At 63.3% G+C, this 24,956-nt stretch carries 26 protein-coding genes; 12 read left to right on the forward strand and 14 right to left on the reverse strand.

Annotated features, from left to right (window positions below):
- Positions 1 to 23: 23 nt before the first annotated feature.
- Both NKJ11_RS08715 and NKJ11_RS08720 read left to right on the forward strand, forming a co-directional pair.
- Positions 24 to 587, forward strand: coding sequence for a peroxidase-related enzyme (locus NKJ11_RS08715; RefSeq protein WP_352441035.1), 564 nt, complete (start codon positions 24 to 26; stop codon positions 585 to 587).
- 136 nt (positions 588 to 723) lie between these two features.
- Complete coding sequence (locus tag NKJ11_RS08720) at positions 724 to 1,047, forward strand: YciI family protein (protein ID WP_023811729.1); 324 nt, start codon at positions 724 to 726, stop codon at positions 1,045 to 1,047.
- A gap of 4 nt (positions 1,048 to 1,051) precedes the next feature.
- On the opposite strand, the gene NKJ11_RS08725 is transcribed toward NKJ11_RS08720, so the two are convergent.
- On the reverse strand, positions 1,052 to 1,666 hold the full coding sequence (locus NKJ11_RS08725; RefSeq protein WP_352793076.1) for a LysE family translocator: 615 nt from the start codon (positions 1,664 to 1,666) through the stop codon (positions 1,052 to 1,054).
- A gap of 394 nt (positions 1,667 to 2,060) precedes the next feature.
- Here NKJ11_RS08725 and NKJ11_RS08730 point away from each other — a divergent pair, with 394 nt between their 5' ends.
- On the forward strand, positions 2,061 to 2,687 hold the full coding sequence (locus tag NKJ11_RS08730) for a DUF1062 domain-containing protein (protein WP_128304080.1): 627 nt from the start codon (positions 2,061 to 2,063) through the stop codon (positions 2,685 to 2,687).
- Between the two features lie 62 nt (positions 2,688 to 2,749).
- Here NKJ11_RS08730 and typA read toward each other — a convergent pair whose 3' ends face one another.
- Positions 2,750 to 4,579: a translational GTPase TypA gene (gene typA, locus NKJ11_RS08735; RefSeq protein ID WP_352613027.1), complete on the reverse strand. Its 1,830-nt coding sequence runs from the start codon at positions 4,577 to 4,579 to the stop codon at positions 2,750 to 2,752.
- 197 nt (positions 4,580 to 4,776) lie between these two features.
- Here typA and NKJ11_RS08740 point away from each other — a divergent pair, with 197 nt between their 5' ends.
- Entirely contained in the window at positions 4,777 to 5,058 is a 282-nt protein-coding gene (locus NKJ11_RS08740; protein WP_245466367.1) for a hypothetical protein, read from the forward strand.
- 48 nt (positions 5,059 to 5,106) lie between these two features.
- Here the strand turns inward: NKJ11_RS08740 and NKJ11_RS08745 are convergent, their stop codons facing one another.
- Positions 5,107 to 6,681, reverse strand: coding sequence for an alkaline phosphatase D family protein (locus NKJ11_RS08745; RefSeq protein WP_352793078.1), 1,575 nt, complete (start codon positions 6,679 to 6,681; stop codon positions 5,107 to 5,109).
- 180 nt (positions 6,682 to 6,861) lie between these two features.
- Complete coding sequence (locus NKJ11_RS08750; RefSeq protein WP_352793079.1) at positions 6,862 to 8,145, reverse strand: MFS transporter; 1,284 nt, start codon at positions 8,143 to 8,145, stop codon at positions 6,862 to 6,864.
- Positions 8,146 to 8,217: 72 nt separating this feature from the next.
- Between NKJ11_RS08750 and NKJ11_RS08755 the strand changes: the two genes are divergently transcribed.
- Positions 8,218 to 8,835 (forward strand): TetR/AcrR family transcriptional regulator, encoded by a 618-nt coding sequence (locus NKJ11_RS08755; RefSeq protein WP_352793080.1) that lies wholly within the window; start codon positions 8,218 to 8,220, stop codon positions 8,833 to 8,835.
- Positions 8,836 to 8,880: 45 nt separating this feature from the next.
- Positions 8,881 to 9,474, forward strand: a complete 594-nt coding sequence (locus NKJ11_RS08760) for a hypothetical protein (RefSeq protein ID WP_352793082.1) — start codon at positions 8,881 to 8,883, stop codon at positions 9,472 to 9,474.
- A gap of 321 nt (positions 9,475 to 9,795) precedes the next feature.
- On the opposite strand, the gene ppa is transcribed toward NKJ11_RS08760, so the two are convergent.
- From ppa to NKJ11_RS08790, 6 genes are all read right to left on the reverse strand, one after another.
- Positions 9,796 to 10,329 carry an inorganic diphosphatase gene (gene ppa / locus NKJ11_RS08765; protein WP_013528997.1) on the reverse strand — a complete coding sequence of 178 codons (534 nt, stop codon included), beginning with the start codon at positions 10,327 to 10,329 and terminating at the stop codon, positions 9,796 to 9,798.
- Between the two features lie 112 nt (positions 10,330 to 10,441).
- Positions 10,442 to 10,948, reverse strand: a complete 507-nt coding sequence (locus NKJ11_RS08770; RefSeq protein WP_023811720.1) for a GNAT family N-acetyltransferase — start codon at positions 10,946 to 10,948, stop codon at positions 10,442 to 10,444.
- A gap of 117 nt (positions 10,949 to 11,065) precedes the next feature.
- Complete coding sequence (locus NKJ11_RS08775; protein WP_352793083.1) at positions 11,066 to 11,704, reverse strand: TPM domain-containing protein; 639 nt, start codon at positions 11,702 to 11,704, stop codon at positions 11,066 to 11,068.
- 8 nt (positions 11,705 to 11,712) lie between these two features.
- Positions 11,713 to 12,594, reverse strand: coding sequence for a TPM domain-containing protein (locus tag NKJ11_RS08780; protein ID WP_352793084.1), 882 nt, complete (start codon positions 12,592 to 12,594; stop codon positions 11,713 to 11,715).
- Positions 12,595 to 12,598: 4 nt separating this feature from the next.
- Positions 12,599 to 13,414, reverse strand: a complete 816-nt coding sequence (locus tag NKJ11_RS08785; protein ID WP_031213429.1) for a TPM domain-containing protein — start codon at positions 13,412 to 13,414, stop codon at positions 12,599 to 12,601.
- Between the two features lie 200 nt (positions 13,415 to 13,614).
- Positions 13,615 to 14,253 carry a LemA family protein gene (locus NKJ11_RS08790; RefSeq protein ID WP_023811716.1) on the reverse strand — a complete coding sequence of 213 codons (639 nt, stop codon included), beginning with the start codon at positions 14,251 to 14,253 and terminating at the stop codon, positions 13,615 to 13,617.
- Between the two features lie 162 nt (positions 14,254 to 14,415).
- Here NKJ11_RS08790 and NKJ11_RS08795 point away from each other — a divergent pair, with 162 nt between their 5' ends.
- The 6 genes from NKJ11_RS08795 (at position 14,416) to NKJ11_RS08820 (ending at position 19,708) form a co-directional block, all read left to right on the forward strand.
- Positions 14,416 to 14,667 carry a hypothetical protein gene (locus NKJ11_RS08795; RefSeq protein WP_352555505.1) on the forward strand — a complete coding sequence of 84 codons (252 nt, stop codon included), beginning with the start codon at positions 14,416 to 14,418 and terminating at the stop codon, positions 14,665 to 14,667.
- A 13-nt stretch (positions 14,668 to 14,680) separates the two neighbouring features.
- Positions 14,681 to 15,565, forward strand: a complete 885-nt coding sequence (pdxY, locus tag NKJ11_RS08800) for a pyridoxal kinase PdxY (RefSeq protein ID WP_352632363.1) — start codon at positions 14,681 to 14,683, stop codon at positions 15,563 to 15,565.
- Positions 15,562 to 16,332: a DUF429 domain-containing protein gene (locus NKJ11_RS08805; RefSeq protein ID WP_352793085.1), complete on the forward strand. Its 771-nt coding sequence runs from the start codon at positions 15,562 to 15,564 to the stop codon at positions 16,330 to 16,332. The genes pdxY and NKJ11_RS08805 overlap by 4 nt, the downstream gene beginning before the upstream one ends.
- Before the next feature lie 148 nt (positions 16,333 to 16,480).
- Complete coding sequence (locus NKJ11_RS08810; protein WP_027037320.1) at positions 16,481 to 17,125, forward strand: carbonic anhydrase; 645 nt, start codon at positions 16,481 to 16,483, stop codon at positions 17,123 to 17,125.
- Entirely contained in the window at positions 17,122 to 17,556 is a 435-nt protein-coding gene (locus NKJ11_RS08815; protein ID WP_352793086.1) for a nuclear transport factor 2 family protein, read from the forward strand. Before NKJ11_RS08810 ends, NKJ11_RS08815 begins: the two co-directional genes overlap by 4 nt.
- 97 nt (positions 17,557 to 17,653) lie before the next feature.
- A complete protein-coding gene (locus NKJ11_RS08820; protein ID WP_352793087.1) occupies positions 17,654 to 19,708 on the forward strand; it encodes a M3 family metallopeptidase in 2,055 nt (684 codons plus the stop codon).
- Positions 19,709 to 19,822: 114 nt separating this feature from the next.
- Here the strand turns inward: NKJ11_RS08820 and NKJ11_RS08825 are convergent, their stop codons facing one another.
- The 4 genes from NKJ11_RS08825 to NKJ11_RS08840 form a co-directional block, all read right to left on the reverse strand.
- The gene (locus NKJ11_RS08825; protein WP_352793088.1) at positions 19,823 to 21,304 is read right to left on the reverse strand and encodes a M81 family metallopeptidase; all 1,482 of its coding nucleotides are present in this window, start codon (positions 21,302 to 21,304) and stop codon (positions 19,823 to 19,825) included.
- 24 nt (positions 21,305 to 21,328) lie between these two features.
- Positions 21,329 to 22,153 (reverse strand): carbohydrate ABC transporter permease, encoded by an 825-nt coding sequence (locus tag NKJ11_RS08830; RefSeq protein ID WP_128304144.1) that lies wholly within the window; start codon positions 22,151 to 22,153, stop codon positions 21,329 to 21,331.
- Between the two features lie 11 nt (positions 22,154 to 22,164).
- A complete protein-coding gene (locus tag NKJ11_RS08835) occupies positions 22,165 to 23,034 on the reverse strand; it encodes a carbohydrate ABC transporter permease (RefSeq protein ID WP_023811708.1) in 870 nt (289 codons plus the stop codon).
- A gap of 491 nt (positions 23,035 to 23,525) precedes the next feature.
- On the reverse strand, positions 23,526 to 24,758 hold the full coding sequence (locus NKJ11_RS08840) for an ABC transporter substrate-binding protein (protein WP_352793089.1): 1,233 nt from the start codon (positions 24,756 to 24,758) through the stop codon (positions 23,526 to 23,528).
- Positions 24,759 to 24,956: the final 198 nt, after the last annotated feature.

Here is a 24,956-nt window from a genome sequence, read left to right on the forward strand (position 1 = left end):
CGCGCAACGAGGAGAAATGACCCATGACCGGCAAAATCACCGCGCTTGACCTTGGCCAGGCAGAGCTGAGCGACGCGACAAAAGCCTATTTCGCCAAATGCGAGGAGAAGCTCGGCCTCGTCCCCAACGTGCTCAAGGCCTACGCCTTCGACGACAAGAAGCTGCGCGCTTTCACCGACATGTACAACGATTTGATGCTGGGTGATTCCGGCCTCTCGAAGCTGGAGCGCGAGATGATCGCGGTCGTCGTCTCCTCGATCAATCATTGCTACTATTGCCTGACCGCGCATGGCGCGGCGGTACGTCAGCTGTCCGGCGACCCGGCGCTCGGCGAAATGATGGTGATGAATTCCCGCGCCGCCGATCTTTCGCCCAAGCAGACCGCAATGCTCGAATTCGCCGTCAAGCTGACGGAAGAACCGGCTAAGATCGTCGAGGCCGATCGGGCCACCCTTCGCAAGGCCGGCTTCACCGACCGTGACATCTGGGACATCGCCTCGACATCAGCCTTCTTCAACATGTCGAACCGGGTGGCTGCGGCAATCGATATGCGGCCGAACGACGAATACCACGCCATGGCACGGTGAGGCGCGGCAGCTGGGCCAGGTCGAGCGTTATATTAGCAGTTTCGCATTCTCGTTGCTTGTTTGCCGGTTTGGTCCGATGATCGGCAGGCGGCATGACCGCATGCCGGTTCGATGCCGCTCACCAAGGGAGGAGAACATGGCGAAGTATCTCTACGTCTATCATGGCTCGGGCAAGATGCCGACCGACGAGGCCGAGCGGAAAGCCGCAATGGACGCCTGGAACGGCTGGTACGGCAAGCTCGGCTCGGCCGTGGTCGACGGCGGCAATCCGGTCGGCATGTCGAAGATGGTGCTGCCCGGCGGCAAGGTCGAGAACAATGGCGGCAGCAATCCGACCGCGGGCTACACGATCGTCGAAGCGAAAGACATCGACGAAGCCGTCGCCAAGGCCAAGGATTGCCCGATCCTGATGGATCCGGGTTTCAGCGTCGAAATCGCGCCGATCATTGAAATGATGTGACGGGTTAGGACCGCGCCGCGATCGCGACCGCCGCGCCGGCCATCGTCGTCGCGCTGACACGGTTGGCGATCTTCATGGCGCGCTTGCTTTTCAAAAGCTTGCGCGCCTGTGATGCAGCGAGCACCCAGGCGAGATCGATGGCGACCAGCACCACGGCCATGGTCGCCGTCAGCTCGACCCAGCCGACAATGCTGACCGAAGCGAGGTCGATGATGGTCGGCAGCAGCGCCAGGTAGAACATCATGATCTTGGGATTGCCGAGCGTCACCGCCATGCCGGCAAAGAACAGCTTTGCCGGAGAATCCTCGCGCGGCATCTCGCCCTCTTTCGCGTCGACAGGGGCGGTCCACATCTTCCAGGCGAGATAAGCGAGATAGGCAACGCCGACCCATTTCACCACGACGAAGGCGAAATGGAAGGTCTGCGCCACGACAGCCAGGCCGAACACCGCCAGCGACAGCCAGATGCCCTCGCCGATCCACATGGCGAGCAGGAACGGGAACACGTCGCGAAATCCTTTCGAGATGACGCGGGCGACAAGCGCCGCGATCGATGGCCCGGGCGAGCCCGCGGCAACGAACAGAGCGGCGGCGAAGATGAGCAGCGAGGTGAGGTGCATAACCGGGTCTCTGGTTGAAAACCTTCGATTTCGGATATTAGCGCAAGTGGCTCGGCTGCGGTAGCACCGACAAAAGACCCTTGTCGGTCCAGCATCTCGCGGCTAGAAAGGCCGCCGCGAAACAATTTCGAGCTTCACTTTGCCTACGTAACCGCCGGTCTCGCCAACTCCCCCGACACAAGCATGACACCGCGTTCGCGGTGTCTGTTTTCGTTTTCCATGTGTTCTTCTGGGCGGCGGTTCGAGACCGGTTTGGCACTGCTGAACCGCGTCGCGCGGCTTTTGCCCGTGACACCCGATTTCCAAAAACCGCAGCTTCTCGCCACGCCGTGCCCGCATGGGCATCTCGACATCGCCGGCCTGATGAACTTCCCGACGGGAAGGGCTTATCGGCATGTCTGGACCACTGCGTATCCATTGGACGATCGCACCCAAAACCCCACCTCGGCCGCTCATCAACTGCAATCGCTGCGGCACTGTGAAGGCCTATTGCAGCAGCGGGAAATTCCGCGTCAACGCCAATGGCAAACGCATCGACGTGTGGCTGATCTATCGCTGCATCGACTGCGACAACTCCTGGAATTTCGGCATTTTCGAGCGCTGCAACCGCCGCGACATCGACCCGGCGCTGCTGGCGGCACTCGAAAGCAACGATCCTGCACTCGCTCATCGTCATGCCTTCGATGTAATCGCGTTGCGCAACCGGATCGGGCGCGTCGAGGAGTTCTCCGATGTCAGCGTTCACAAGCGCAGGCTCGGCGACACCAGGGAAGCCGCGACCGTGTTGGAAATCCAGCTTGGGCTCGAAATGCCGACATCGCTGCGACTCGACCGGCTGCTCGCCGGCGAACTTGGCATCTCGCGATCACGGCTTCAGGCACTGGAGGAGAAGCGGCTGCTCATCGTTGACCCGGATGGAGCAAAGGCCCTGCGCAAGCCGGCCCGCGCGGGAATCGCGATCCGCATCGATCTGGCCGGCGAGACCGATCGGCAGGCCATCATCGCGGCTGCCGGTGAGTGAACGAAGAAGGGGCGGAACACTGGTTGCTCCGCCCCTCTCGATTGTTGGAAAATGTAGAGAGCTTACGCCGCGCCGACCGCCTTGGCCGACTTCTCGAAGCGCTTGCGCTCGTTCGGATCGAGATAGAGCTTGCGCAGACGGATCGTCTTCGGCGTCACCTCGACCAGCTCGTCGTCCTGGATCCAGGCCAGAGCCTTCTCCAGCGTCATGCGGATCGGCGGGGTCAGCTTGACCGCTTCGTCCTTGCCGGCGGCACGGATGTTGGTCAGCTTCTTGCCCTTGAGCACGTTCACTTCAAGGTCATTGTCGCGGCTATGGATGCCGATGATCATGCCCTGATACACCTTGACGCCCGGATCGATGACCATCGGGCCGCGATCTTCCAGGTTCCACATCGCGTAGGCGACCGATTCGCCCTGTTCGTTGGAAATCAGCACGCCATTGGTGCGGCCCGGCAACTCGCCCTTGTAGGGCTCATAGGCATGGAAAAGCCGGTTCATCACGGCGGTGCCGCGCGTGTCGGTCAAAAGCTCCGACTGGTAGCCGATCAGGCCACGGGTCGGCGCGTGGAAGACGATGCGCTGGCGGTTACCGCCGGATGGGCGCAGTTCGACCATCTCGGCCTTGCGCTCGGACATCTTCTGCACGACGACGCCGGCATGCTCCTCATCGACGTCGATGACGACTTCTTCGACCGGCTCCAGCAATTCGCCGTTCTCGCCCTTCTGCATGACGACGCGCGGACGCGACACGGCGATTTCAAAGCCTTCGCGGCGCATCGTCTCGATCAGCACGGCCAGCTGCAATTCGCCGCGGCCGGAGACGAAGAACGAATCCTTGTCGGGCGATTCCTCGATCTTCAGCGCGACATTGCCTTCGGCTTCGCGCAGCAGGCGGTCGCGGATGACGCGGCTGGTCACCTTGTCGCCTTCGGTGCCGGCCAGCGGGCTGTCGTTGACCAGAAACGACATGGTCACGGTCGGCGGATCGATCGGCTGCGCATGCAGCGGTTCGCTCACGCTCAGGTCGCAGAACGTGTCGGCGACGGTGCCCTTCGACAGGCCGGCAATGGCGACGATGTCGCCCGCCTGCGCTTCTTCGATCGGCTGGCGCTCGAGGCCGCGGAAGGCCAGGATCTTCGAAATACGGCCGGTTTCGATCTGGGTACCGTCATGGTGCAGCACCTTGACCGGCTGGTTGGCCTTCAGCGTGCCGCTCTCGATGCGGCCGGTGATGATGCGGCCGAGGAACGGATTGGCTTCCAGGATGGTGCCGATCATGCGGAACGGGCCGGGATGAACGGTCGGCTCCGGCACATGCTTGATGACGAGGTCGAACAGCGGCGCCAGTTGCTGGTCCTTGGGTCCTTCCGGATTTTCCGAAACCCAGCCATCGCGGCCTGAACCGTACAGAATCGGGAAGTCGAGCTGCTCGTCGGTGGCGTCGAGCGCGGCGAAAAGGTCGAACACCTCGTTGACCACCTCGACATGACGGGCGTCCGGACGGTCGATCTTGTTGATGACGACGATCGGCTTCAGGCCGACCTTGAGCGCCTTGCCGACGACGAACTTGGTCTGCGGCATCGGCCCTTCGGCGGCATCGACCAGCACGATGGCTGAGTCCACCATCGACAGGATGCGTTCGACCTCGCCGCCAAAATCGGCGTGGCCGGGCGTGTCGACGATGTTGATGCGGGTATCCTTCCAGTCGACCGAGGTCGCCTTGGCCAGGATGGTGATGCCGCGTTCCTTTTCGAGGTCGTTGGAATCCATGGCGCGCTCGGCGACGCGCTGATTGTCTCGGAAGGAGCCGGACTGCTTCAAAAGCTGGTCGACCAGGGTGGTCTTTCCATGGTCGACGTGCGCGATGATCGCGATATTACGAATTTTCATGTTCTGGTCTCGGAAGCGTTGCAGGCAGCAGGCCAAAAGGCGCTGCCTCTTTCGGTTGCGCGGCTCATACAGGGTTTTTCGCAGTTGCGAAAGAGGAGGCGCGTCACCAAATACTCATCAAATCTTAAGCATCTGCGTGTGAGATGATTTTGTTAACCAAGGCGGGAACCCTTCGGGGCCCAGACAGTTCGAACGTCATGACCGATAAACTCAACCGATTTTGGCCGCTCATCGCCTCCGTTGCCTTCGCCGTCCTGCTGGCGGCCAACGCCGCGCAGTCGGCCGCCACGATGAAGGAATCACGGCCTGCCTTGCCGTCAGAGGCCCAGTCGGCCGAGCAGATTTTCGCCGACGCACCAGACGGCGTCGACCCGATGGTGACCGGCCCGGTCAGCGCCGCCTTCAAGCAGCGGCAGGACGCCGCCAACTGCGACAGCGCCGTCTGGCCGAATATCCCCATGGTCTGCTACCCGGACTGAGACACCGCGCGCTCTAGACGTGCGCGACACCTTTCCATCAGCGCGCGCTTATGCCGACCGCACCGGGTCGAGCGTCACCTTGTAGAGTTCATTGTCGTCGCGATCCATCAGCCGCACCGTCATCTGCTCGCTGGCGCCTGAAATATCGACCAGCCCGAAGAATTGCAGCCCGGCCGAGGGCGGCAGATTCTGTCCCTGTTCGGCGGTCGGCGCCTTGATGAACTTCAGCTCCGGACCGAACGTCATGTCGAAATCGTTCGGCCCGAACGTGCCGGCATGGATCGGACCCGAGACGAATTCCCAGAACGGATTGAACTCCTGGAACTGCGCCTTGTCCGGGTTGTAGTAGTGCGCGGCCGTGTAATGCACGTCGGCGGTCAGCCAGACGGTGTTGCTGATGCCGGCATTCTTTATGAAGCGCAGCAGGTCGGCGATCTCGAGCTCGCGCCCTTTTGGCAAGCCATTGTCGCCATTGCTGACCGCTTCGGCGCCAACCTTCTTGGTGCCGTCGTCCCAGACGACGAGGCCGAGCGGCATGTCGGCGGCGATGATTTTCCAGGTGGCCTTCGAATTCGCCAGTTCGCGCTTCAGCCATTTCGTCTGCTGTTCGCCGAGCATGCGCGATTGCGGCGTCATCTCATCCTGCATGTCCGGACCATTGGGGCCGCGATAGGAACGCATATCGAGGAAGAACACGTCGAGCAACGGCCCGTAAGCGATCTTGCGATAGACGCGGCCGGGCTCGGAAGGTTCGTAGCGGATCGTCGTCATCTCGTGGAAAGCCCGCGCCGCGCGGGCCGCCAGCACGTGGATGGATTTTTCCATGTAGCGGTTGTCGGCGCTGAGATCCTTGGAATCCGACCAGTTGTTCAGCACTTCATGGTCGTCCCACTGATAGAAGGTCGGGCAGATGGCGCTCAGGCCGAGCACATTCCTGTCCATCATGTTGTATTTCCACTGGTCCCGGTATTCGTCCAGCGTCTCGGCGACCTTGCGCTTGCCGTCGATCAGCACGACGTTCTTCCACTTGCCGCCGCCGGGCAGGTCGACCTCGTCCTTCATGGCGCCGTCGGCATAGATGGTGTCGCCCGAATGCAGGAAGAAGTCGGGCGTGTGCTTGCCGATCGTGGCGTAGGTCTTCATCCCGGTCTCGTCGATGCCCCAGCCCTGGCCGGCGGTATCGCCCGACCAGGCAAAGCGAATGTCGCGCTTCGAGGCCGGCGCCGTCCCGAAGCGCCCGGTGATCGGCTCGGAAACGGCGTTGATGTCGGCGAGATCGGCTGCCGTCATTCGATAGAAGATATCCTGGTCGGAAGCGAGGTCGGTGAGCAGCCGCTTGACCGTGTAATCGCTGGCCGGCGACGTATCGAGCGGCGCCAGGCGGGTCGCATTGGCGAAACTTTCCGTCGACGACACCTCGAACATGACGCGCGACGGGCGATCGGTGCGTGTCCACACCATGCCGCTGGTTGCGTCGACATCGCCGGACTGGACGCCATGGGTGAACGCCGGCCGCTGATTGGCGCGCGAATAGTAGGGCAGCGCCAGACCCGAAACGCCGGCCAGGCCAACGGCGCCGGCGGAAGTGACGAAAGCGCGGCGGGTCATCGAAAGCTTGTTCATGGCTGTCTCCTGGATGGCTTGAACGGTGCCACCAAAATCCAGCGTCAATGTTTCAGGGACATCTCGAAATGATGAAGTTTTTCTGACGATCAACAGGCGGGTGGGCGTTTGCGCTACCGGCAAAGCTGCCGATCTCCCCCACGAGGGGGGAGATTGCAGCTTGGCCGGTAGCGCCTCTCCCTACGCCGCCTGCGGCTCCGGCTCGAAGGCCGGCTTGCTGGTGTTGATCAGCAGCGAGATACAGGCGGCGGCGATTGCCGTCATGCCGGCGATCAGGAACGCCAGTTCGTAATTGCCCTGCAACTCGCGCATGGTGCCGCCAAAGGCGGCGGCAGCGGCCGCACCGATCTGGTGCCCGGCGACGATCCAGCCGAACACGATCGGCCCGCTGCGGTCGCCGAACGCCTCGTTGGCGAGCCGCAGCGTCGGCGGCACGGTGGCGATCCAGTCGAGACCATAGAGCACAGCGAAGATGATCAAGCTGGTCGCCGAGAAGCCGGAATAGGGCAGATAGATCAGCGACAGGCCACGAATGCCATAATAGACGCCGAGCAGCTTACGCGGATCGAAGCGGTCGGTGAGCCAGCCCGACAACGTCGTGCCGATCAGGTCGAAAATGCCCATCATCGACAGCAGACCGGCGGCCTGCACTTCGCCGATGCCCATGTCGCCGCAGAACGCGATAAGATGCGTGCCGACCAGCCCGTTGGTGGTGAAGCCGCAGACGAAGAAGGTGGCGAACAGATACCAGAACACCCGCGTGCCGGCGGCACGGCGCAGCGTCGAGAACGTATGCGCAAGAAAATTGCCCTGTGACGCAGGCGGAGTGGGCGGCACGTCGTCAGCCTCGGCGCCGTAGCGCACCATGCCGATCGATGCCGGTCGCTCCGGCACCAGCAGCCAGACCAGCGGTATCAGGGCAGCGGTCGCGATCGCGACCGCAATGACAACCGGCTGCCAGCCGCCCGACTGCGCCAGCGCGGCGATCAGCGGCAGGAACACCAGCATGCCCGAGGCGCTGGAGGCCGACATCAATCCCATGACAAGGCCGCGATTGGTCTTGAACCACCGGTTGACGATGGTCGCGCCGAGCACGCTGGCGACAGCGCCGGAACCAATGCCCGAGAACACGCCCCAGGTGATGAACAGATGCCACGGCTTGGTCATCAGCAGGCTGAGCGCGGTCGAGCCCGACATCACCACCAGCGAGGCCAGCAGCGTGCGGCGCAGCCCGATGCGCTCCATCAGGGCTGCGGCAAATGGCCCCGTCAGGCCGTAAAGCAGGATGCCGACACCGGCGGCCAGCGAGATGATGTCGCGCCGCCAGCCGAAACTGTTCTCCAGCGGCAGCATCATGACAGAGGGTGCGGACCGCAGGCCAGCCGCGACCAGCAGGCTAAGGAAGATCACGCCGACCACGACGAAAGCGTAGCGCTGGCCAAAGGGGCGGGATTGAGCTATCATGTTACTGACCGGTACGTTGCAGGTGGAGCATGTATACGTACCGATCGGTAACATTGTCAATCGAGCCACACGATGCCAACGGACAAAAATATTGATCTGACCATCAGCGACGGTCATGAATCGGCGCCGCCGAAAGCAGCCAAGAAGATCCTCGATGTGGCGTATGACCTGTTCTACCGGCGCGGTATCAGGGCGATCGGCGTCGACGAGATCGTCAAACGTGCCGGCGTCACCAAGCCCAGCCTCTATCGCAGCTTTCCGTCCAAGGATGAACTGGCCGCCTCCTATCTCAGGCAGTACGATCTTGAATATTGGGAGCGTTTCGACGAGGCGGTAGCCGCTCATCCCGGTGACCCGCGCGCACAGATCAAGGCTTTTCTGACCCGCATCGGCAAGCGCACGCAAGTGGCGGACTATCGCGGCTGCGGCATGACCAACGCGGCGGTCGAATATCCCGACCACAGCCATCCGGCCCGCGTGGTCAGCGAGGCCAACAAGCAGGAATTGCGCCGCCGCCTGCGCGCCATGGCGGTTGCGATGGGCGCGCAAGACCCTGACACGCTCGGCGACGGCCTGCTGCTGCTGATCGAAGGCGCCTATATCAGTGGCCAGCTGTTCGGGCTTGGCGGCCCGGCGCAAGCGGTCGCCCGCAACGCCGACCTGCTGATTGAAGCGAGCTTGAAGAAATAACGTTTGGCGCTACGCTGCGGCAGCTTGCAACGGAGATTGACCGCCATGCGTGCCATTCTGATCCCGCTTGTTCTGGTCGGTCTCGGTCAGGCTGCGCAAGCCGACGGCATTTCCAGCGCCTACACCGATCTGGATTCGAAAAAGGATTGCGTGACCTACGCGCAGGCCGAGGAAGGCGACGGCGACTGGGCCGATCTCGCCTGTTCGGGCTATCGCGGCTTTCCCGTGCTGATAGCCTATGACGATGCCCGTGAATCGCTGTTCTACGGCTTTCCCCCCGGCGGCGACATGACGACGGTCTGGGAAAGCTTTTCCGGCTTCAATTCGTCCGGAGCCAAGATCGAATGGCGCATCGAGACCAAGGGCGACACGGCAGTGCCCTATGCAGCCATCCATCGCCGCTCGATCAGCAATCCCGAGGACGAGAAAAAGCCGACCGAGGTGCTACTCGTCGCCAAGGTCGGGCAGATGGACGCCCGCGACGGCTGCACCGTCGGCCTGGTGCTGGCCACCGGCAATCCCGCCGCCAACGATCAGGCGCGCAAGCTTGCCGACGGCAAGGCACGGACCTTCGCCTGCGGCAAGGACAGGCGCACCGTCATCGGCAATGTGCCGGCTTTCGGCCGGGTGGATAACTAGATCAGTTGCTTAGCACGGAACTCCTGCCACATGCAGGTCGCACACGTTGGGATTGACCGAAACGCCTTTGACTTCGTCATCCACGGGCGCAGCAAGGAGCGTAGCGACGCAGCGCAGACCCGAGGATCCATGCCGCGACATCAACACCGCCGCAGCGGCGCAGAATTTTGTCCCGCCGCTCACGTCACCGAGCGCCACGGCATGGATACCAGGGTCTCCGCGACGCCGCTTCGCGGCTGCTCCGCCCTGGTATGACGAAGTCGAGGGGCCTCGCGAGGCCTAGGCCCTGCGAGGTTGATGCTCCGCAGAGCCTGAGCCCAGCTACTTGCTCGCCTTGGCCCGCTCGATCGCGTCGACGATCATCTTCTTGGCATATTTGGAATCGTGCCAGCCTTCGATCTTGACCCATTTGCCGGGCTCGAGATCCTTGTAGTGCTCGAAGAAGTGCTGCACCTGCTGGCGCGTGATGTCGGGCAGCTGGGTGTATTCGGTAACGTTCTCGTAGCGCAGCGTCAGTTTCGGCGACGGCACGGCGATGATCTTCTCATCCTGGCCGGCATTGTCTTCCATGATCAGCACGCCGATAGGCCTGACGTTGATGACGCAGCCCGGCACCAGGGCGCGCGTGTTGCAGACCAGCACGTCGATCGGATCGCCGTCGCCCGACAGCGTGTGCGGCACGAAGCCGTAATTGCCGGGGTAGCGCATCGAGGTGTGCAGGAAGCGGTCGACGAACAGCGTGCCGGCTTCCTTGTCCATCTCATACTTGATCGGCTCGCCGCCGATCGGCACCTCGATGATGACGTTGACGTCCTCAGGCGGGTTCTTTCCGCTGGCTATGGCTTCGATGCGCATGGCTTAAATCCCTCTCTCGATGGACGATCGATAGCGGGCGGCGCGTCATGGTGCAATGCGGCGAATGGTTCTGGCTGAAATCGGGAGACGCAATGGCCGAAAGGCCGGGCTGTCATTCCCAGACGAAAGCGACCTTCTTGAGCGCCTTCTGCTCGAAGATCTCGACGCCTTCGGCTACATCGCGGCCGCCGGCGCCGGCATAGAAGGCAAGCGCGTTCTGGTTGTCTTCCAGCGCCCACACGACCATGCCTTTCAGCCCGTGATCGGCCAGACGCGCCCTGGCCGCCGCGAATAGCCGGCTGCCGAGCCCGATGCCCTGATATTCCGGACGCAGGTACAATTCGTAGATTTCGCCTTGCTGGCGCAGTTCGCGAGCGCGGTTCTTGCCGATCGTCGCATAGCCGGCGATCTTGCCGCCGATCTCGACCACCAGGACGGTGGCGGCGCGGCGAATCGCATTCGCCCACCAGTCGGTGCCGCGGCGGTTGATCATCGATGTCAGGGTACGGTGCGGAATGATGCCGGAATAGGCGCCGCGCCAGGCCTCCAGATGCACCTCGGCGATGGCACTGGCATCGCGCGGGTCGGCTTTCCGGATGTCGATGGTCAGCGTATTCATGATTTGTTAACCATAAACCCGCATCGCCCGATTGCAAGAGTCCGGGCGGCCCGCCGGCTGCTTTCTCACAGGCGGTCACCACCTAAGACAGGGCCCTCGAAGCTTCACTGGAAGGACTCAGATTTCGACCAAATGGTCGTCGAGTTCGTTGCTGTCGCCCACTGTGACCGGGAAATGCTCGGCCAGTACCGCGCCCACCTGCTCGATCGCCTTGATGAAGCCGTCGGCAAGCCGGTCGTCGCCGGCATGCGCGGTAAGGTCGCGCACGACACCATCCCAGACATGCTGGCCGACCTTGGCGTCGATGCCCGAATCGGCAACCACTTCGGCATAGCGCTCGGCGATCGAGACGAAGACCAGCACGCCGGTGCGCGCCGTGGTGCGGTGGACGTTGCGGGCAAGGAACTGCTTGACCGCGTTCGCGTGCGCCGCCTGGTAGCGCAGCCGCCTCGGCACCAGATGGATGCGCAGGCCGGGCAGCGCCCACAACAAGGCCAGCACGCAGGCAAGCGCCAGGAGCTGGGCGAGTACGAAATGCGGCAGCCGGATCGACAGCCACCAGGCCTCCAGACCGTAGCCGACCGCCAGGCTGACGATCAGCATGCACACGGTCGCCATGAAGGCGGCCGGGAAGAAATAGCCGTCGCTGGCATGGGCCACGACGCAGTAGATCTCGCCGTCGGTTTTCTCCTCGGCGCCGCGGATCGCGGTTGCGATGCGCTCATGATCCTGCGGGCTGATTGGTCGTGTTGCCATGATATGTCTCACCAGCTTCCTGAAGAACCGCCACCACCCGATGAGCCGCCGCCACCGGAAAACCCGCCACCGCCGCTTGATCCCGAAGACCAACCACCACCGGAGCTCCCCGACGACCAGCCGCCCGAAGACGAACCCGTTGTCCAGCCGCTGCTGCCCGAGTACCCGCTCGGCCCACGGCCGTAACGAAACGTCATGCCCAGCCATCTGTACACGCCCGGCGACAGCTTCGTGCCGAACATCGGCGGCAGGAACGCCATCGCCAACCCGCCGAAAAACATCGTCGCCCACAGGATCAGGAACACGGCAACGATCGGATCGATGGACGTGCCGTCATCGGCGGGATTGCGCTTGCCTCGCGCTTCCAGTTCTTCGGGATTGCCCTCCAGGACCATGACCATGTCATCGACGGCTTTGCTGATACCGCCGGAGAAGTCCCCGGCGCGGAAGGCCGGCGCCATGTCGTTTTCGATGATCAACTTGGTGTGCAGGTCGGTCAGCGTACCTTCCAGCCCATAACCGACCTCGATGCGCATCTTGCGGTCGTTCGGGGCAACCAGCAGCAGCACGCCATTGTTCTCGCCCGCCTGGCCAAGTTTCCAGAAGCGGAACAGGCGGTTGGCGTAGGGCTCGATCTCCTCGCCATCAAGGTTGGGGATCGTCGCGACGACGATCTGATCGGAACCTTTTGTCTCGAAGTCGGCGAGTTTTTGGGTCAGCGCCGCCCTGGTCGCGGCATCGATGATGCCGGCATTGTCGACGACACGGCCGGTCAGCGCCGGCAGGTCGGCCGCGTAGGCCATGACGCAGGAGAACAGCACGACCGCGGCAATCAGGACGGCCGAGGCGAGGCGGTCGCGTTTCGACAGGCTGATGCTGGGTATCGTCATGCCATCACCAGCTTCCCGACGAGCCGCCGCCGCCGGACGAACCGCCGCCGCCGGAAAAGCCTCCACCGCTGCTTGACCCCGAAGACCAGCCGCCGCTGGAACTTCCCGACGACCAGCCACCACGGGAGGATCGCCGGCTTGGCTCGAAGGTCATGCCGAGCCAGCGGTAGCGGCCAGGACCGAGCTTCTGGCCGAAGATCGGCGGCAGCACGGAAACCGCGATGCTGCCGAAGAAGATGATCGCCCAGATGCTGATGAAGACGGCGAAGAACAGGTCGTCGGACTCGAAAGGCGCCTGCTGGTTGCGTTCGCCGCGCGCCTCCAACTCCTCCGGATTGCCTTCCAGCACCATAACCATATCATCGACGGCCTTGCTGATACCGCCGGAGAAATCGCCGGCGCGGAAGGCCGGCACCATGTCGTTTTCGATGATCAGCTTGGTATGCAGGTCGGTCAGCGTACCTTCCAGCCCATAACCGACTTCGATGCGCATCTTGCGGTCGTTCGGGGCCACCAGCAGCAGCACGCCGTTGTTTTCCTTCGCCTGGCCGAGCTTCCAGAAGCGGAACAGCCGGTTGGCGTAAGGCTCGATCTCCTCGCCGTCGAGGCTCGGGATCGTCGCGACGACGATCTGGTCGGAGCCTTTTGTCTCGAAGTCGGCGAGCTTCCGCGTCAGCGCCGCCTTGGTCGCGGCATCGAGGATGCCGGCATTGTCGACGACACGGCCGGTCAGGACGGGGAGATCGGCGGCGATGGCGAGTGGCAGGAAGAGGAAGCTGAGAATGACAGCCAAGAATGTCAGGCTGGCGTTTCTTGGCACCCCCCTCTGTCCTGCCGGACATCTCCCCCGCAAGGGGGGAGATTGGCTGTCTTCACTGACGGCTCTTTTCCTGTGATGTTGAAAATTGGCCAATCCGCCAAAGCAGCCGATCTCCCCCCTTGCGGGGGAGATGTCCGGCAGGACAGAGGGGGGTGTGAAGGAACACAAGGTCGACAATGACCAAGCTCACCATGCGTCCTTCACCCGCCCTGCTTCGTGCCGAAATCGACCTTCGGCGGCTGCATCTTGTCTTCGGCGACGGTGAAATTGGCAAAGGGCTCGTTGCCGCGGAACCAGAAGGTCGCCCACAGCACCGAGGGAAAGGTCCTCAGCGTCAGATTGTAGTCCCTGACCGCCTGGATGTAGTCGCGCCGCGACACCGCGATGCGGTTCTCGGTGCCTTCGAGCTGGGCTTGCAGCGCCAGGAAATTCTGATTGGCCTTGAGGTCGGGATAGGCCTCCGAGACCGCGATCAGCCGCGACAGCGCGCTGGTCAGCCCCGCCTGGGCATCCTGAAACTTCTTGAGGGCTTCGGGATCCTTCAGCGTTTCCGGTGTTACCGTGATCTGCGTTGCCTTGGCGCGTGCCTCGACCACCGCGTCGAGCGTATCCTTTTCGTGCGAGGCATAACCCTTCACCGTCTCGACCAGGTTGGGGATGAGGTCGGCGCGGCGCTGATACTGGTTCAGCACCTCGCTCCATGCCGCCCTGGCGTTTTCTTCCGCTGTGGGGATGGTGTTGTAGCCGCAGCCGGCAAGCAGCGGCAGCACGATCGCCATCATCAGGAAGGCGGGCAGCGTGCGGAACGTGGACGGCGAGGCAAGGCGCTGGGCAAACATGATGGGGTCCCTCGGTAGAAGTTGCACGCGAAGCATTACCACAATCAGCGCGCAAGAAAACCGCCCGGGCCGGCAGCCCTCGCCTGGCATGCCCAATGCCGCTGCAAGGCTCTGTGATTGGCCGTACGAACGCGATAAGGTCCTGCAAAACGGGACATCATCATGGCGGAGCGCCAGGACAGCGAGAAGGAATCGCGCCGTATCCTCGAGCGCATCGCGCACGAGACGAATCCGGCGGGCGACTCGTTTGCGGGGCGGGCCGCGAAAGGCATGCACGATCACGTCACCGCGGCCGATGCTGATCGCGCCGATCCGATCGAAGTCTGGGGCACCCGCTTTGGCCGCACGCTCGGCCTGCTGCTGGCGCTGGGCCTGATGGTCTGGCTCGTGCTTTACGTCATCCGGGGCAGTTAGGAATCAAACGACAATGAGCGCCGAACAAACCGACGCGCCGCGTGCGGTCATCGTCATTTCCAGCCATGTCGCGCGCGGCTCGGTCGGCAACCGGGCCGCCGTCTTTGCGCTGGAGACCCTGGGTTTCCCGGTCTGGGCGGTGCCGACCGTCATCCTGCCCTGGCATCCCGGCCATGGACGGGCAACGCGGATCGTACCGCCGCTCGACCAGTTCAAGACGCTGATGGCCGATCTCGAGCGGGCGCCATGGCTGGGTGAAGTCGGCGCCGTGTTGTCCGGCTATCTCGGCGAGGCCGGCCAGGCCGAGGCCGTCGCCTCGCTGGTCGCCGCGGTCAAGGCAAGGACACCCGGCGCCGTCTATATCTGCGATCCGGTGATGGGTGATTCGGGCGGCCTCTACGTGCCCGAGCCCACCGCCATAGCCATGCGCGACCGGCTGATGCCGATCGCCGACATAGCCACCCCCAACCGCTACGAACTGGAATGGATGGCCGGCGCCGCGTTGCCCGACCTGAAATCGGCGATCGCGGCAGCGCTCCACGCCGGACCATCGACCATGCTGGTCACCTCGGCGCCGTCGATGATGATGGGCGGCACCGGCAATCTCCTGCTCGATAGCAGCCAGGCGCTGCTCGCCGAACATCGCCTGATCGACAAGCCGCCGAATGGCCTGGGCGATCTGACGGCGGCCGTCTATCTGGCACGTATCCTGTCCGGCCAGCCGCCGATCAAGGCGCTGCAATCGACGACGGCGGCGGTCTACGAGATCCTGGCGCGCACCGCCAAGCGCGGCGGCGACGAACTGCAGCTCGAAACCGATGCGCAGAGCCTGTCGCATCCGATGGCGATGGTCCAGCTTCGCCACCTCACGCATCCGGGGCGGGGCCGCCGGGCGTGACGTCGACTGAGGCCGTGCTTGTCGGCGTCGACGGCTGCAAGGCCGGCTGGATCGCCGTCCGGCGCGCTTCTGGCATGGCACCGTCGGTCGGTGTCTTTGCAACCTTCACTGCCCTGCTCGCATCGCTTCCCACAGATACTGTCATCGCTGTCGACATGCCGATCGGCCTGCCCGAGTTTTCGGGCAAGGGCGGTCGCGGCCCCGAAGCGCTGGTGCGGCCGCTGCTCGGGGCACGCCAATCCAGCGTCTTCTCGATCCCCTCCCGCGCCGCGCTCTATGCCGACACCAACGGCTTCACCACCATCGAAGCCTGGTATGCCGCGCACATCAGGGCAAGCGAGGTGGCCATGACCACATCCGACCCGCCGCGTGGCGTCTCGATCCAGGCCTTCGGCATTTTTGCCAAGATTCGCGAGATCGACGCCCTGCTGATCGCGCGACCCGATTTGCGCGGCCGCGTCTACGAATCGCATCCGGAAGTCGCTTTCTGCTGCTTGAACGGCGATCAGGCCATGCAGCTGCCGAAGAAGATCAAGGGCAGCGTCAATCCGGCCGGCATGACGGAACGCAAGGCTCTGCTTTGCCGGCATGGCTATGAGACGGGCTTTCTCGACCAGCCGCCACCGCGCGGCGCAGCCGCCGATGATTTCCTCGACGCGGCCGCAATGATGCTGATCGCCGGTCGCATCGCCAGCGGTGAGGCACGGCCGCTGCCCGACCCGCCGCGCCGCGACAGCTTTGGCATTCCTGTCGCCATCTGGGCGTAACGCTGTTGGCCAAGGTTGCGCTCGATGCATGGCATTTCTAGCCAGCCCTCATAATTCTGCATTGCTCGCGACCGGCTTTTGCCGCTAGAGCCTCTCTAGACCGCAACGAGCTGCCGCATCCAACCCGGAAAGGCTCCAGACGCCGCCCATGTCCCATCTCCCTGAACATCTTCTCGCCGGCTACCGCAATTTCATGAATGGCCGCTATCTCACAGAGAGCGGGCGCTATCGCGATCTCGCTCGGGAAGGCCAGGCGCCGGAGACGATGATCGTCGCCTGCTGCGATTCGCGTTCGGCGCCCGAGGCGATCTTCGACGCCGGGCCCGGCGAACTCTTCGTGCTGCGCAATGTCGGTAATCTGGTGCCGCCCTATGCTCCCGACGGCGAGTTCCACTCGACCTCGGCGGCGCTTGAATTCGCCGTGCAGAGCCTCAAGGTCAAGAACATCGTCGTCATGGGCCATGGCCGCTGTGGCGGCATCCGTGCCGCGCTCGACAGCAATTCCGCGCCGCTTTCGCCGGGCGACTTCATCGGCAAGTGGATGAGCCTGATCGCGCCGGCGGCCGAAACCGTCTCCTCCAGCACCTTCATGACCGCGTCGGAGCGCCAGACCGCGCTGGAGCGCATCTCGATCCGCTATTCCATCGCCAACCTCAGAACCTTTCCCTGCGTCTCGATTCTCGAGGGCAAGGGGCGACTGTCGCTGCATGGGGCCTGGTTCGACATCTCGACCGGCGAACTCTGGACGATGAACAAGGAGACCGGCGATTTCGAACGGCCGGAGCTGGGATGAACACAGCGGCGCGCAAGGTGGTGAACATCAGGTCGGCCGCTTTGACGGCGGCCGCGCTGCTGATAGCGATTATTGCCGCCCGCGCCGATGATCGTGCTCTCATCAGCCGCTGGTATTCGGCGCTGCTGGTCGCCGACCGCACCGAACTGTCCGACCTGCTCGCCGACGATGTCCGCATCAAGCTGGACGACCTCGGCATCGTGCAAAGCAAGCAGGAATTCATCGCTTCGATCGACGAGTGGAAAGGTGCGGTTGCCGGTGCGGCAATCCGGCACAGGGTCGAGAAAAGCGAAGATGGCGTCACCACGGTGGTCGCCTGCTACGATTTCCCCAACAACGACATGCTGATGCACGAAACCTTCGCGGTAAGCGACAACCGCATCACCGCCAGTTCGCAAGCCACGATCGCCGGGAACTGCGACGGCTTCTGAGGCCGATATCGGCCAAATCCGCATATTGCGGGTCCGCCAGCCGCGCCCTACATCGGGTACCACCCACCTGCCTGCCCTCACCAGCGAAAGACTGTCCATGCGTTCCACGAAAGCCGTCGACCTCGCCGCCCCTCCGCTAACCGCGTGGCAGGGGCCGCTCGGCCTGCCCGATTTCACGCGCATTGGCGACGGCGACTTCTCCCCGGTCTTCGACGCGGCGCTGAAGGCGCACGAGGCCGAGATCGAGGCGATCGCCGGCTGCAAGGATGCGCCGACCATCGAGAACACGCTTGCCGCGCTGGAACTCGGCGGCGAAGCGCTCGACCGCGTCTCGTCGATCTTCTGGTGCCGCGCCGGCGCCTACACCAACGAGACGATCCAGGCGCTGGAGCGCGACATCTCGCCGAAAATGTCCAGGCATTTCTCGGCGATTTCGATGAATGAGCGGCTGTTTGCCCGCATCGACGATCTCTACCAGCGCCGCGAGAGCCTGAAGCTCGACGCAGAGACCCTGCGGGTGCTGGAAAAGACCTGGAAGGGCTTCGTCCGTTCCGGCGCCAAGCTCGACGCCGACGGCAAGAAACGGCTGGCACGCATCAGCGAGGAATTGTCCTCGCTCGGCACGGCTTTCGGCCAGAATGTGCTGGCCGACGAGCGCGACTGGGCGCTGTTCCTCGATGACGCCGACCTTGCCGGCCTGCCGGATTTCGTGAAAAGCTCCATGGCCGAGGCCGCCGAAATGCGTGGCCAGAAGGGCCGCTATGCCGTCACTCTGTCGCGCTCGATTTATGAGCCGTTCTCGACCTTCTCCGAACGCCGCGACCTGCGCGAGATCGCCTTCCGCGCCTTCACCATGCGCGGGCAGAATGGCGACACCACCGACAACACGAACGTGGTGCGCGACATGCTGCGCCTGCGGGTCGAAAAGGCAAAGCTGCTCGGCTATGCCTCCTTCGCCGCGCTGAAGCTCGATGACACCATGGCCAAGACGCCGAAGGCGGTACACGCGCTGCTCGATCCGGTGTGGGAGAAGGCGCTGGAGAAGGCAGCAAGCGACCAGATCGAATTGCAACGGTTGGCGACGGAGGCCGGCAGCAACGAAAAATTCGCTGCCTGGGACTGGCGTTTCTACCAGGAGAAACTGCGCGCGGAAAAATTCGCCTTCGACGAGGCGGAACTGAAGCCCTATTTGCAGCTCGACCGCATCATCGACGCTTGCTTCGATGTGGCGACACGGTTGTTCGGCATCACCTTCGAAGAGAAAAAGGGCATCGCGGCCTGGCATCCGGATGCCCGCGTCTTCGTGGTGAAGAATGCCGATGGCAGCGAGCACGGCCTGTTCCTGGCCGACTATTTCGCCCGGCCGTCAAAGCGCTCTGGCGCCTGGATGAGCGCGTTGCAATCCGGCTACAGGCTCGGCCACGGTGCGAGCCCGGTCATCTACAACATCATGAACTTCGCCAAGCCGCCGGCCGGCGAGCCGGCGCTGCTGTCGGTGGACGAGGCGAAAACGCTGTTCCACGAATTCGGTCATGCTCTGCACGGCATGCTGACCGACGTCACCTGGCCCTCGGTTTCGGGCACCTCCGTCAGCCGCGATTTCGTCGAACTGCCCTCGCAGCTCTACGAACATTGGCTGACCGTGCCGGCGGTGCTGGAAAAGCACGCGCTGCATGTGAAGACCGGCAAGCCGATGCCCAAGGCGCTGCTCGACAAGATGCTGGCCGCGCGCACGTTTGGCGCCGGCTTCGCAACGGTAGAATTCACCGCCTCCGCCTTGATGGACATGGCCTACCATGCACGGCCTGATGCCCCGCAGGAGCCACTTCGTTTCGAGGCCGAAACGCTTGCGAAGCTGCACATGCCTGACACCATCGCCATGCGCCACCGCACCCCGCATTTCGGCCATGTGTTTTCCGGTGACGGCTATTCGGCCGGCTATTACTCCTACATGTGGTCGGAGGTGCTCGATGCCGACGCCTTCGCCGCCTTCGAGGAGACCGGCGACCCCTTCAACCCGGCGCTGGCCGAACGGCTGAGGAAGCACATCTATGCCGCTGGCGGCTCGAAGGACCCGGAAGAGCTCTATACGGCATTTCGCGGCAAGATGCCGTCGCCGGAAGCAATGATGGTGAAGCGCGGGCTGGTGTAGCGCTGGGGGTCGGTTCGACCGGACTCGACCTGCTGCGGCAGAAGAAGGTTGGCGCTTCACGCGCGACGACCCCCTCTGTCGCCTTCGGCGACATCTCCCCCGCAAGGGGGGAGATTACCCAGCCACCTTCCACGGATCCGCAATCCTTGGCCACACCGGCCGCGTCAGCTTCTTGTAATCGGTCACCGCCGGATTGCTGGGATATGAACTTGGCGCCGAGACATAGATGATCTCGGCGGCGATCGGCTCGAAGCCGGCGTAGAAATGGTTGGTCGACTTGATCAGCAGCACGTCCTTGGCCAGCGGATCGACGCCGATGTTGGAAAAGATATCCGGCTCGAAGGTCTGCGTGCGATTGGTGTTGAGGATGATGTCTACCTCGGTGCCTTCGAGGCGGACCAGCGCCGTCGGCCCGAGCGTCACCCGGCTTGGCCCGAAACTCTGCCAACCCTCCGGAACCGCCTTCAGCACGCGCACGCGCGCATCGATCGGCTCGCCGGCCTGCGGCCCGGCCTTGCCGCCGAAGCGCAGGTTGATGACCGCGCCCTCGCCGGCCGCCAGGCAGAAGGTGACGGCGATCGGATCCCAGATCGTCGCCACGGCGAATTTGTCCAGGCTACGCGCCAGCATCTGGCGCAGCACGAAGGTGCCGTCGCCGGGCACACCGCCGCCGGGATTGTCCCAGATATCGGCGATGACCACCGGCTTGCCCGGATTCTCGGCGCGCACGGCCAGCGCCCGATCGATGCCGTCGGCGGCGCTCAGCATCGTCATCGCCGTCTTTTCGCGCAGCGCGTAGAGTTCCCGCCCGAGCCGTTCCGCCAGCGCGTCGCCCTTGGCCTTGTCATTGTCGGTGACGACCAGGATGCGCGTGCCCATCTCGGCCACGTCGGCCGCCATGAAGCCGTGGATGACGGAGACCGACAGCACGCCGTCCTTGCCGTGCAGCGCCTTGATGCGGTCGACGAAAGAGCGCATCGGCTCGCGGCTGGTCGGCAGGACCTGGATCATGCGGCAATCGAAGGTCGAGATGACCGGCTTGATCTCGCCCCTCGCCGCGGCAAGCCCAAGCTCGACGACATGCTCGCCGCGCTCGTAGAAATCGGTGTGCGGAAATTCGAGGAAGTAGGCGAGGATGTCGGAGGCCGCCACGCGCTTCGGCGTCAGATGGCTGTGCGGATCGAGTTCCACGGCGATCACCACCTCCGGCCCGACCATTGCGCGAACCCGTTCGAGCAGGTCGCCTTCGCAATCGTCATAGCCTTGCGCCACCATGGCGCCATGCAGGCCGAGGATGACGGCATCGACCGGCAGCGCTGCCTTGAGCTGGCCAAGGATCTCGTCGCGCAGCGCCTCATAGGTCTGCCGCTGCACCAGGCCGCCCGGCTCCGCCCAGGTGGCGGTGCCCTCGATGACATCAAGGCCTTCGGCCACTGCACGCCGGCGAAGCGCCACCATCGGCGAGGAGCACAGTGTCGGTGTTTCCGGATGCTTGCCGGGGCCGGCATAGAAGGCCATCTCAAACGAAGCCCTGTCGGTCGGCACCGGCGAGAAGGTGTTGGTTTCTGTCGCCAGCGAGGCGGTGAAGATGCGCATGAAAGCTCCGTCCGTGAATAGGCGCTATTTGACCGCCCCGAGCGCCAGCCCGCGAACGAGGTAGCGCTGCAGCCAGATGAACAGGATGGCCACCGGCAAGGTCGCCAGCAACGTCGCGGCCATGACGTGGTGCCATTCGATGGTGTAGCGGCCAGCGACCAGCGAGAACACCTGGATCGGCAGCGTGTAGCTTTCCTGGCTGCGCAGCATGGTAAGCGCCACGACGAATTCGTTCCAGGCATTGATGAAGGTGAAGATCGCCGTCACCGCGATCGCCGGCAGGCAGAGCGGCAGGAACACCTTGCGCAAGGTCAGCCAGCGGCCGGCGCCTTCCATCCAGGCCGCCTCCTCGAGATCGCGCGGAATGGTGTCGAAATAGCTCTGCAGCATCCACACCGTGAAGGCGACGTTGAAGGCCATGTAGATGAAGCCGAGCGCCGTCGTGCTCTCGACCAGGCCCCAGGCCGCCATCAGCCGGAACAGGCCAAGCACCAGCACGATCGGCGAGATCATCTGCGAAATCAGCAGGAACTGGCGCAAGGCGCCGTAGCCGGCAAAGCGGAAGCGCGACATCGCATAGGCCGCCGGAACCGAGATCAGGATGGCGCCGACTGTGGCGATCACAGACACGTAGAGCGAATTGAGCAGCGCCTGGCCGAAGCCGGTCGCCACCCACATGTCGGAAAAATTCGACCAGCGGAATTCGCTCGGCCACCAGGTCGGCGACAGCACTTCCTGCCTCGGCTTGACCGCGGTCAGGAACATCACCGCGAAGGGAAAGAGCGTCACCACGATCAGCGGCGCCAGCAGCAGCCAGGCGATGATGGAGCGCTTCAGCTTGCCCGTCATGAGCCGATTTGTCATGTGCGTTGCTCCCGCATTGCCAGCCGCACATAGATCATGGTGAAGACCAGCAATATGGCGAACATCACCAGCGACACCGCCGATGCCTCACCCAGTTTGCCGATGCGGAAGGCCAGCTTGTAGAGATGGGTGACCAGGATGTCGGTCGAGTTGGCCGGCCCGCCTTGCGTCATCACCCAGATGATCGGGAAGGAATTGAAGACATAGATGGTGTTGAGCACGATGGCGATGTTGATGAACGGTTTCAGGAGCGGAAAGGTGATCTCGCGGAACTGCTGCAGCGGCGTCGCTCCTTCGAGCGCCGCCGCCTCGTAGAGGTCGTCCGGGATCGACGACAGCCCGCCGAGAAAGATCGTCGTCGTGAACGGCACCGTCACCAGGATACCGATCAGCACCTGCATCGGGAAAGCGGTCTCGGCGCTCGCCAGCCATTGGATGTTGTGATCGATGAGCCCGAGGCCGATCAGCGCCGAATTGAGCATGCCGCTTTCGCCGCTCAGCGCCCAGCGCCAGACCACCGCGGTCATGGTCAGCGACACCGCCCAGGGCAGCATGATGATGACGCGGGCGATGCCGCGGCCATAGAAATCGGTGTTGAGGATCATCGCCACCGGGATCGACAAGAGAAGCGCACCGCCGACCACCATCACCGTCCATTGGCCGGTGCGCCAGAGCGCGGCCGTGAAATCGGGATCGGCAGCGAGTGCCGCGAAATTGGCGAAGTCGTTGAAGTCGCGAAGCTGGCCGAAGCGGCTGACCTCATGCGTCGAGATCTGGATCAGGTCCCAGACCGGCCAGAAGATGACCACCGCCGCCAGAAACAGGCTGGGCAAGGTCAGGAGATAGGGCAAGAAACGATTTTGCATCGGCTGGCTTTATACCGAGTTTCGGGTGGAGATTGGATTGCGGTGGCCTAACAGATTGACTTAATCCCGCCTCGTTCTTCTCAGGGCACCGCTTTAGGATTCCTTGCTATCGTCGGCCCCTCACCTGCCTGCCCGTCCTCCGCAGCAGTTGCGGAAAGGGGTCCTTCCTCTCCCCCGTCGATCGGGGGAGAGGTGTCGAGCGAAGCTCGACGGAGTGGGGGTCGACCTTTAGACGCAAGGCGAGGCTTATGCTTGCGCCTAGTGCCCTTCCTATGTCCGTACGCGGCGGTTGCCAGGTGGTTCCCCCACTCCGTCTCGGCTTCGCCGAGCCACCTCTCCCCCCTCCGGAGGGAGAGGAAAGGAACCTGGCTGGGGTGGCGCTGACATCGACGAACTGTCCTTCTGCTCAAGTCTGCAAGATGTGGCGCGCCCGCCTGAGCGGAGCGCGCCACGGGCGCAGGGAGATACGCCCTATTTCTTCAGCACGGCCCCTATTTCTTCAGCACGGTGTTGGCCTTCGCCGCCGCTTCCTTCAAGCCCGCCTCGGGGTCGCCGCCGAGATAGATCTTCTGCATGGCGTCCGACGTGATCTGGGCGACCTCCTCCCAGCCCGGAATGACCGGCGCGAAGCGGGCGTCGGGCAGGAGCGCGGTGAACGCCGCCAGATCGGCATTGTTGACGTAGTAGTCCATCTTGGCCTCTTCCTTGTTCACCGGCAGGAAGCCTTCGCCTTGCGTGAACTTGGCGCGCTGCTCCGTGGTGAACAGGAAATCGAGCAGCTTCCAGGCTTCGTCCTTGTTCTTGGAGTTCTTGAACATGATGATGGAATCGGTCACGCCATAAGTGCCGCGCGCGCCGGTCGGTCCAGCGGGAATGGCCGCCACACCGTATTTCAGATTCGGCGCCTCGTCCTTGATCTGGTTGGACAGGAACGGTGCGGTGATCATCATTCCGACCTTGCCCTGCTTGAACAGGTTCTGCACGTCCTCGCGGTTGTTGGAGGTGACGCCGGGTTCGGTCAGGCCTTCGTCGATCATCGACTTGTAGAGCTTGGCGGCTTCAAGCGCACCTGGCGTGCTCAGGCCCGAAGTGCCGTCCTTGTTGAGGATCTCGGTGCCCTGCGACCACATCGCATAGTAGTAGTAGACGTCGGTCTCGATCTCCTTGCCCTGCAGGCCGAAACCGAACGTGCCGGACCCCAGCGCCTTGATCTTGCGCGCGTCTTCCTGCAATTCGGTCCAGGTTGCCGGCGGATTGGCGATGCCGGCCTTCTCGAACAGCTCCTTGTTGTAGTACATGGCGCGCGCCGAGGCCGCGATCGGCAGGCCGTAGGTCTTGCCGTCCATGATCGAGGGCGACAGGAAGGTGTCGATGAAGCGGTCCTTGAAGTCAGGCTTGATGTAGCTGTCGAGAGGCTCGGCGACATCCTGCTGGACGAAGTCGATCAGCCAGCGCGTGCCGATGATCGACAGATCGGCATTGGTGCCGGCGGTGATGTCGGTGGTCAGCTTCTGCAGCAGCACGTCCCATGGCACCACCTCGAACTTGACAGTGATGCCGGGGTTCGCCGCCTCGAATTCCTTCTTGACGTCGGCGAAATAGGGAGCAGTCTTGGCGCTGTACTCGGCCACGGTGACCCGCACCTCGCCCGCATCCGCCTGCGCCGCAATTGCCAGCATGCTCATTCCGGCCATCAGGCCGACAGTCCATTTTGCAAGGCTCATTTGATCTCTCCCATTTTGATTTGCGCCTGCGCGCTTCTTCGTGCCGGAGCAGAAGATTTATGTGACTTTCCTACATTATCGATGATTTGAAGGCTTGCAAGCGGATTATTCTGTTGCTTAATTACATTTACAGGCCTAGGCCTTCTGCGATCTGTCAGAACTCCCGGAGGATGACGCACGGTGGTTTCGCAATCCGAG

Source organism: Mesorhizobium sp. M0243 (assembly GCF_040321775.1).
In the GTDB taxonomy this organism is placed as follows: Bacteria; Pseudomonadota; Alphaproteobacteria; order Rhizobiales; family Rhizobiaceae; genus Mesorhizobium.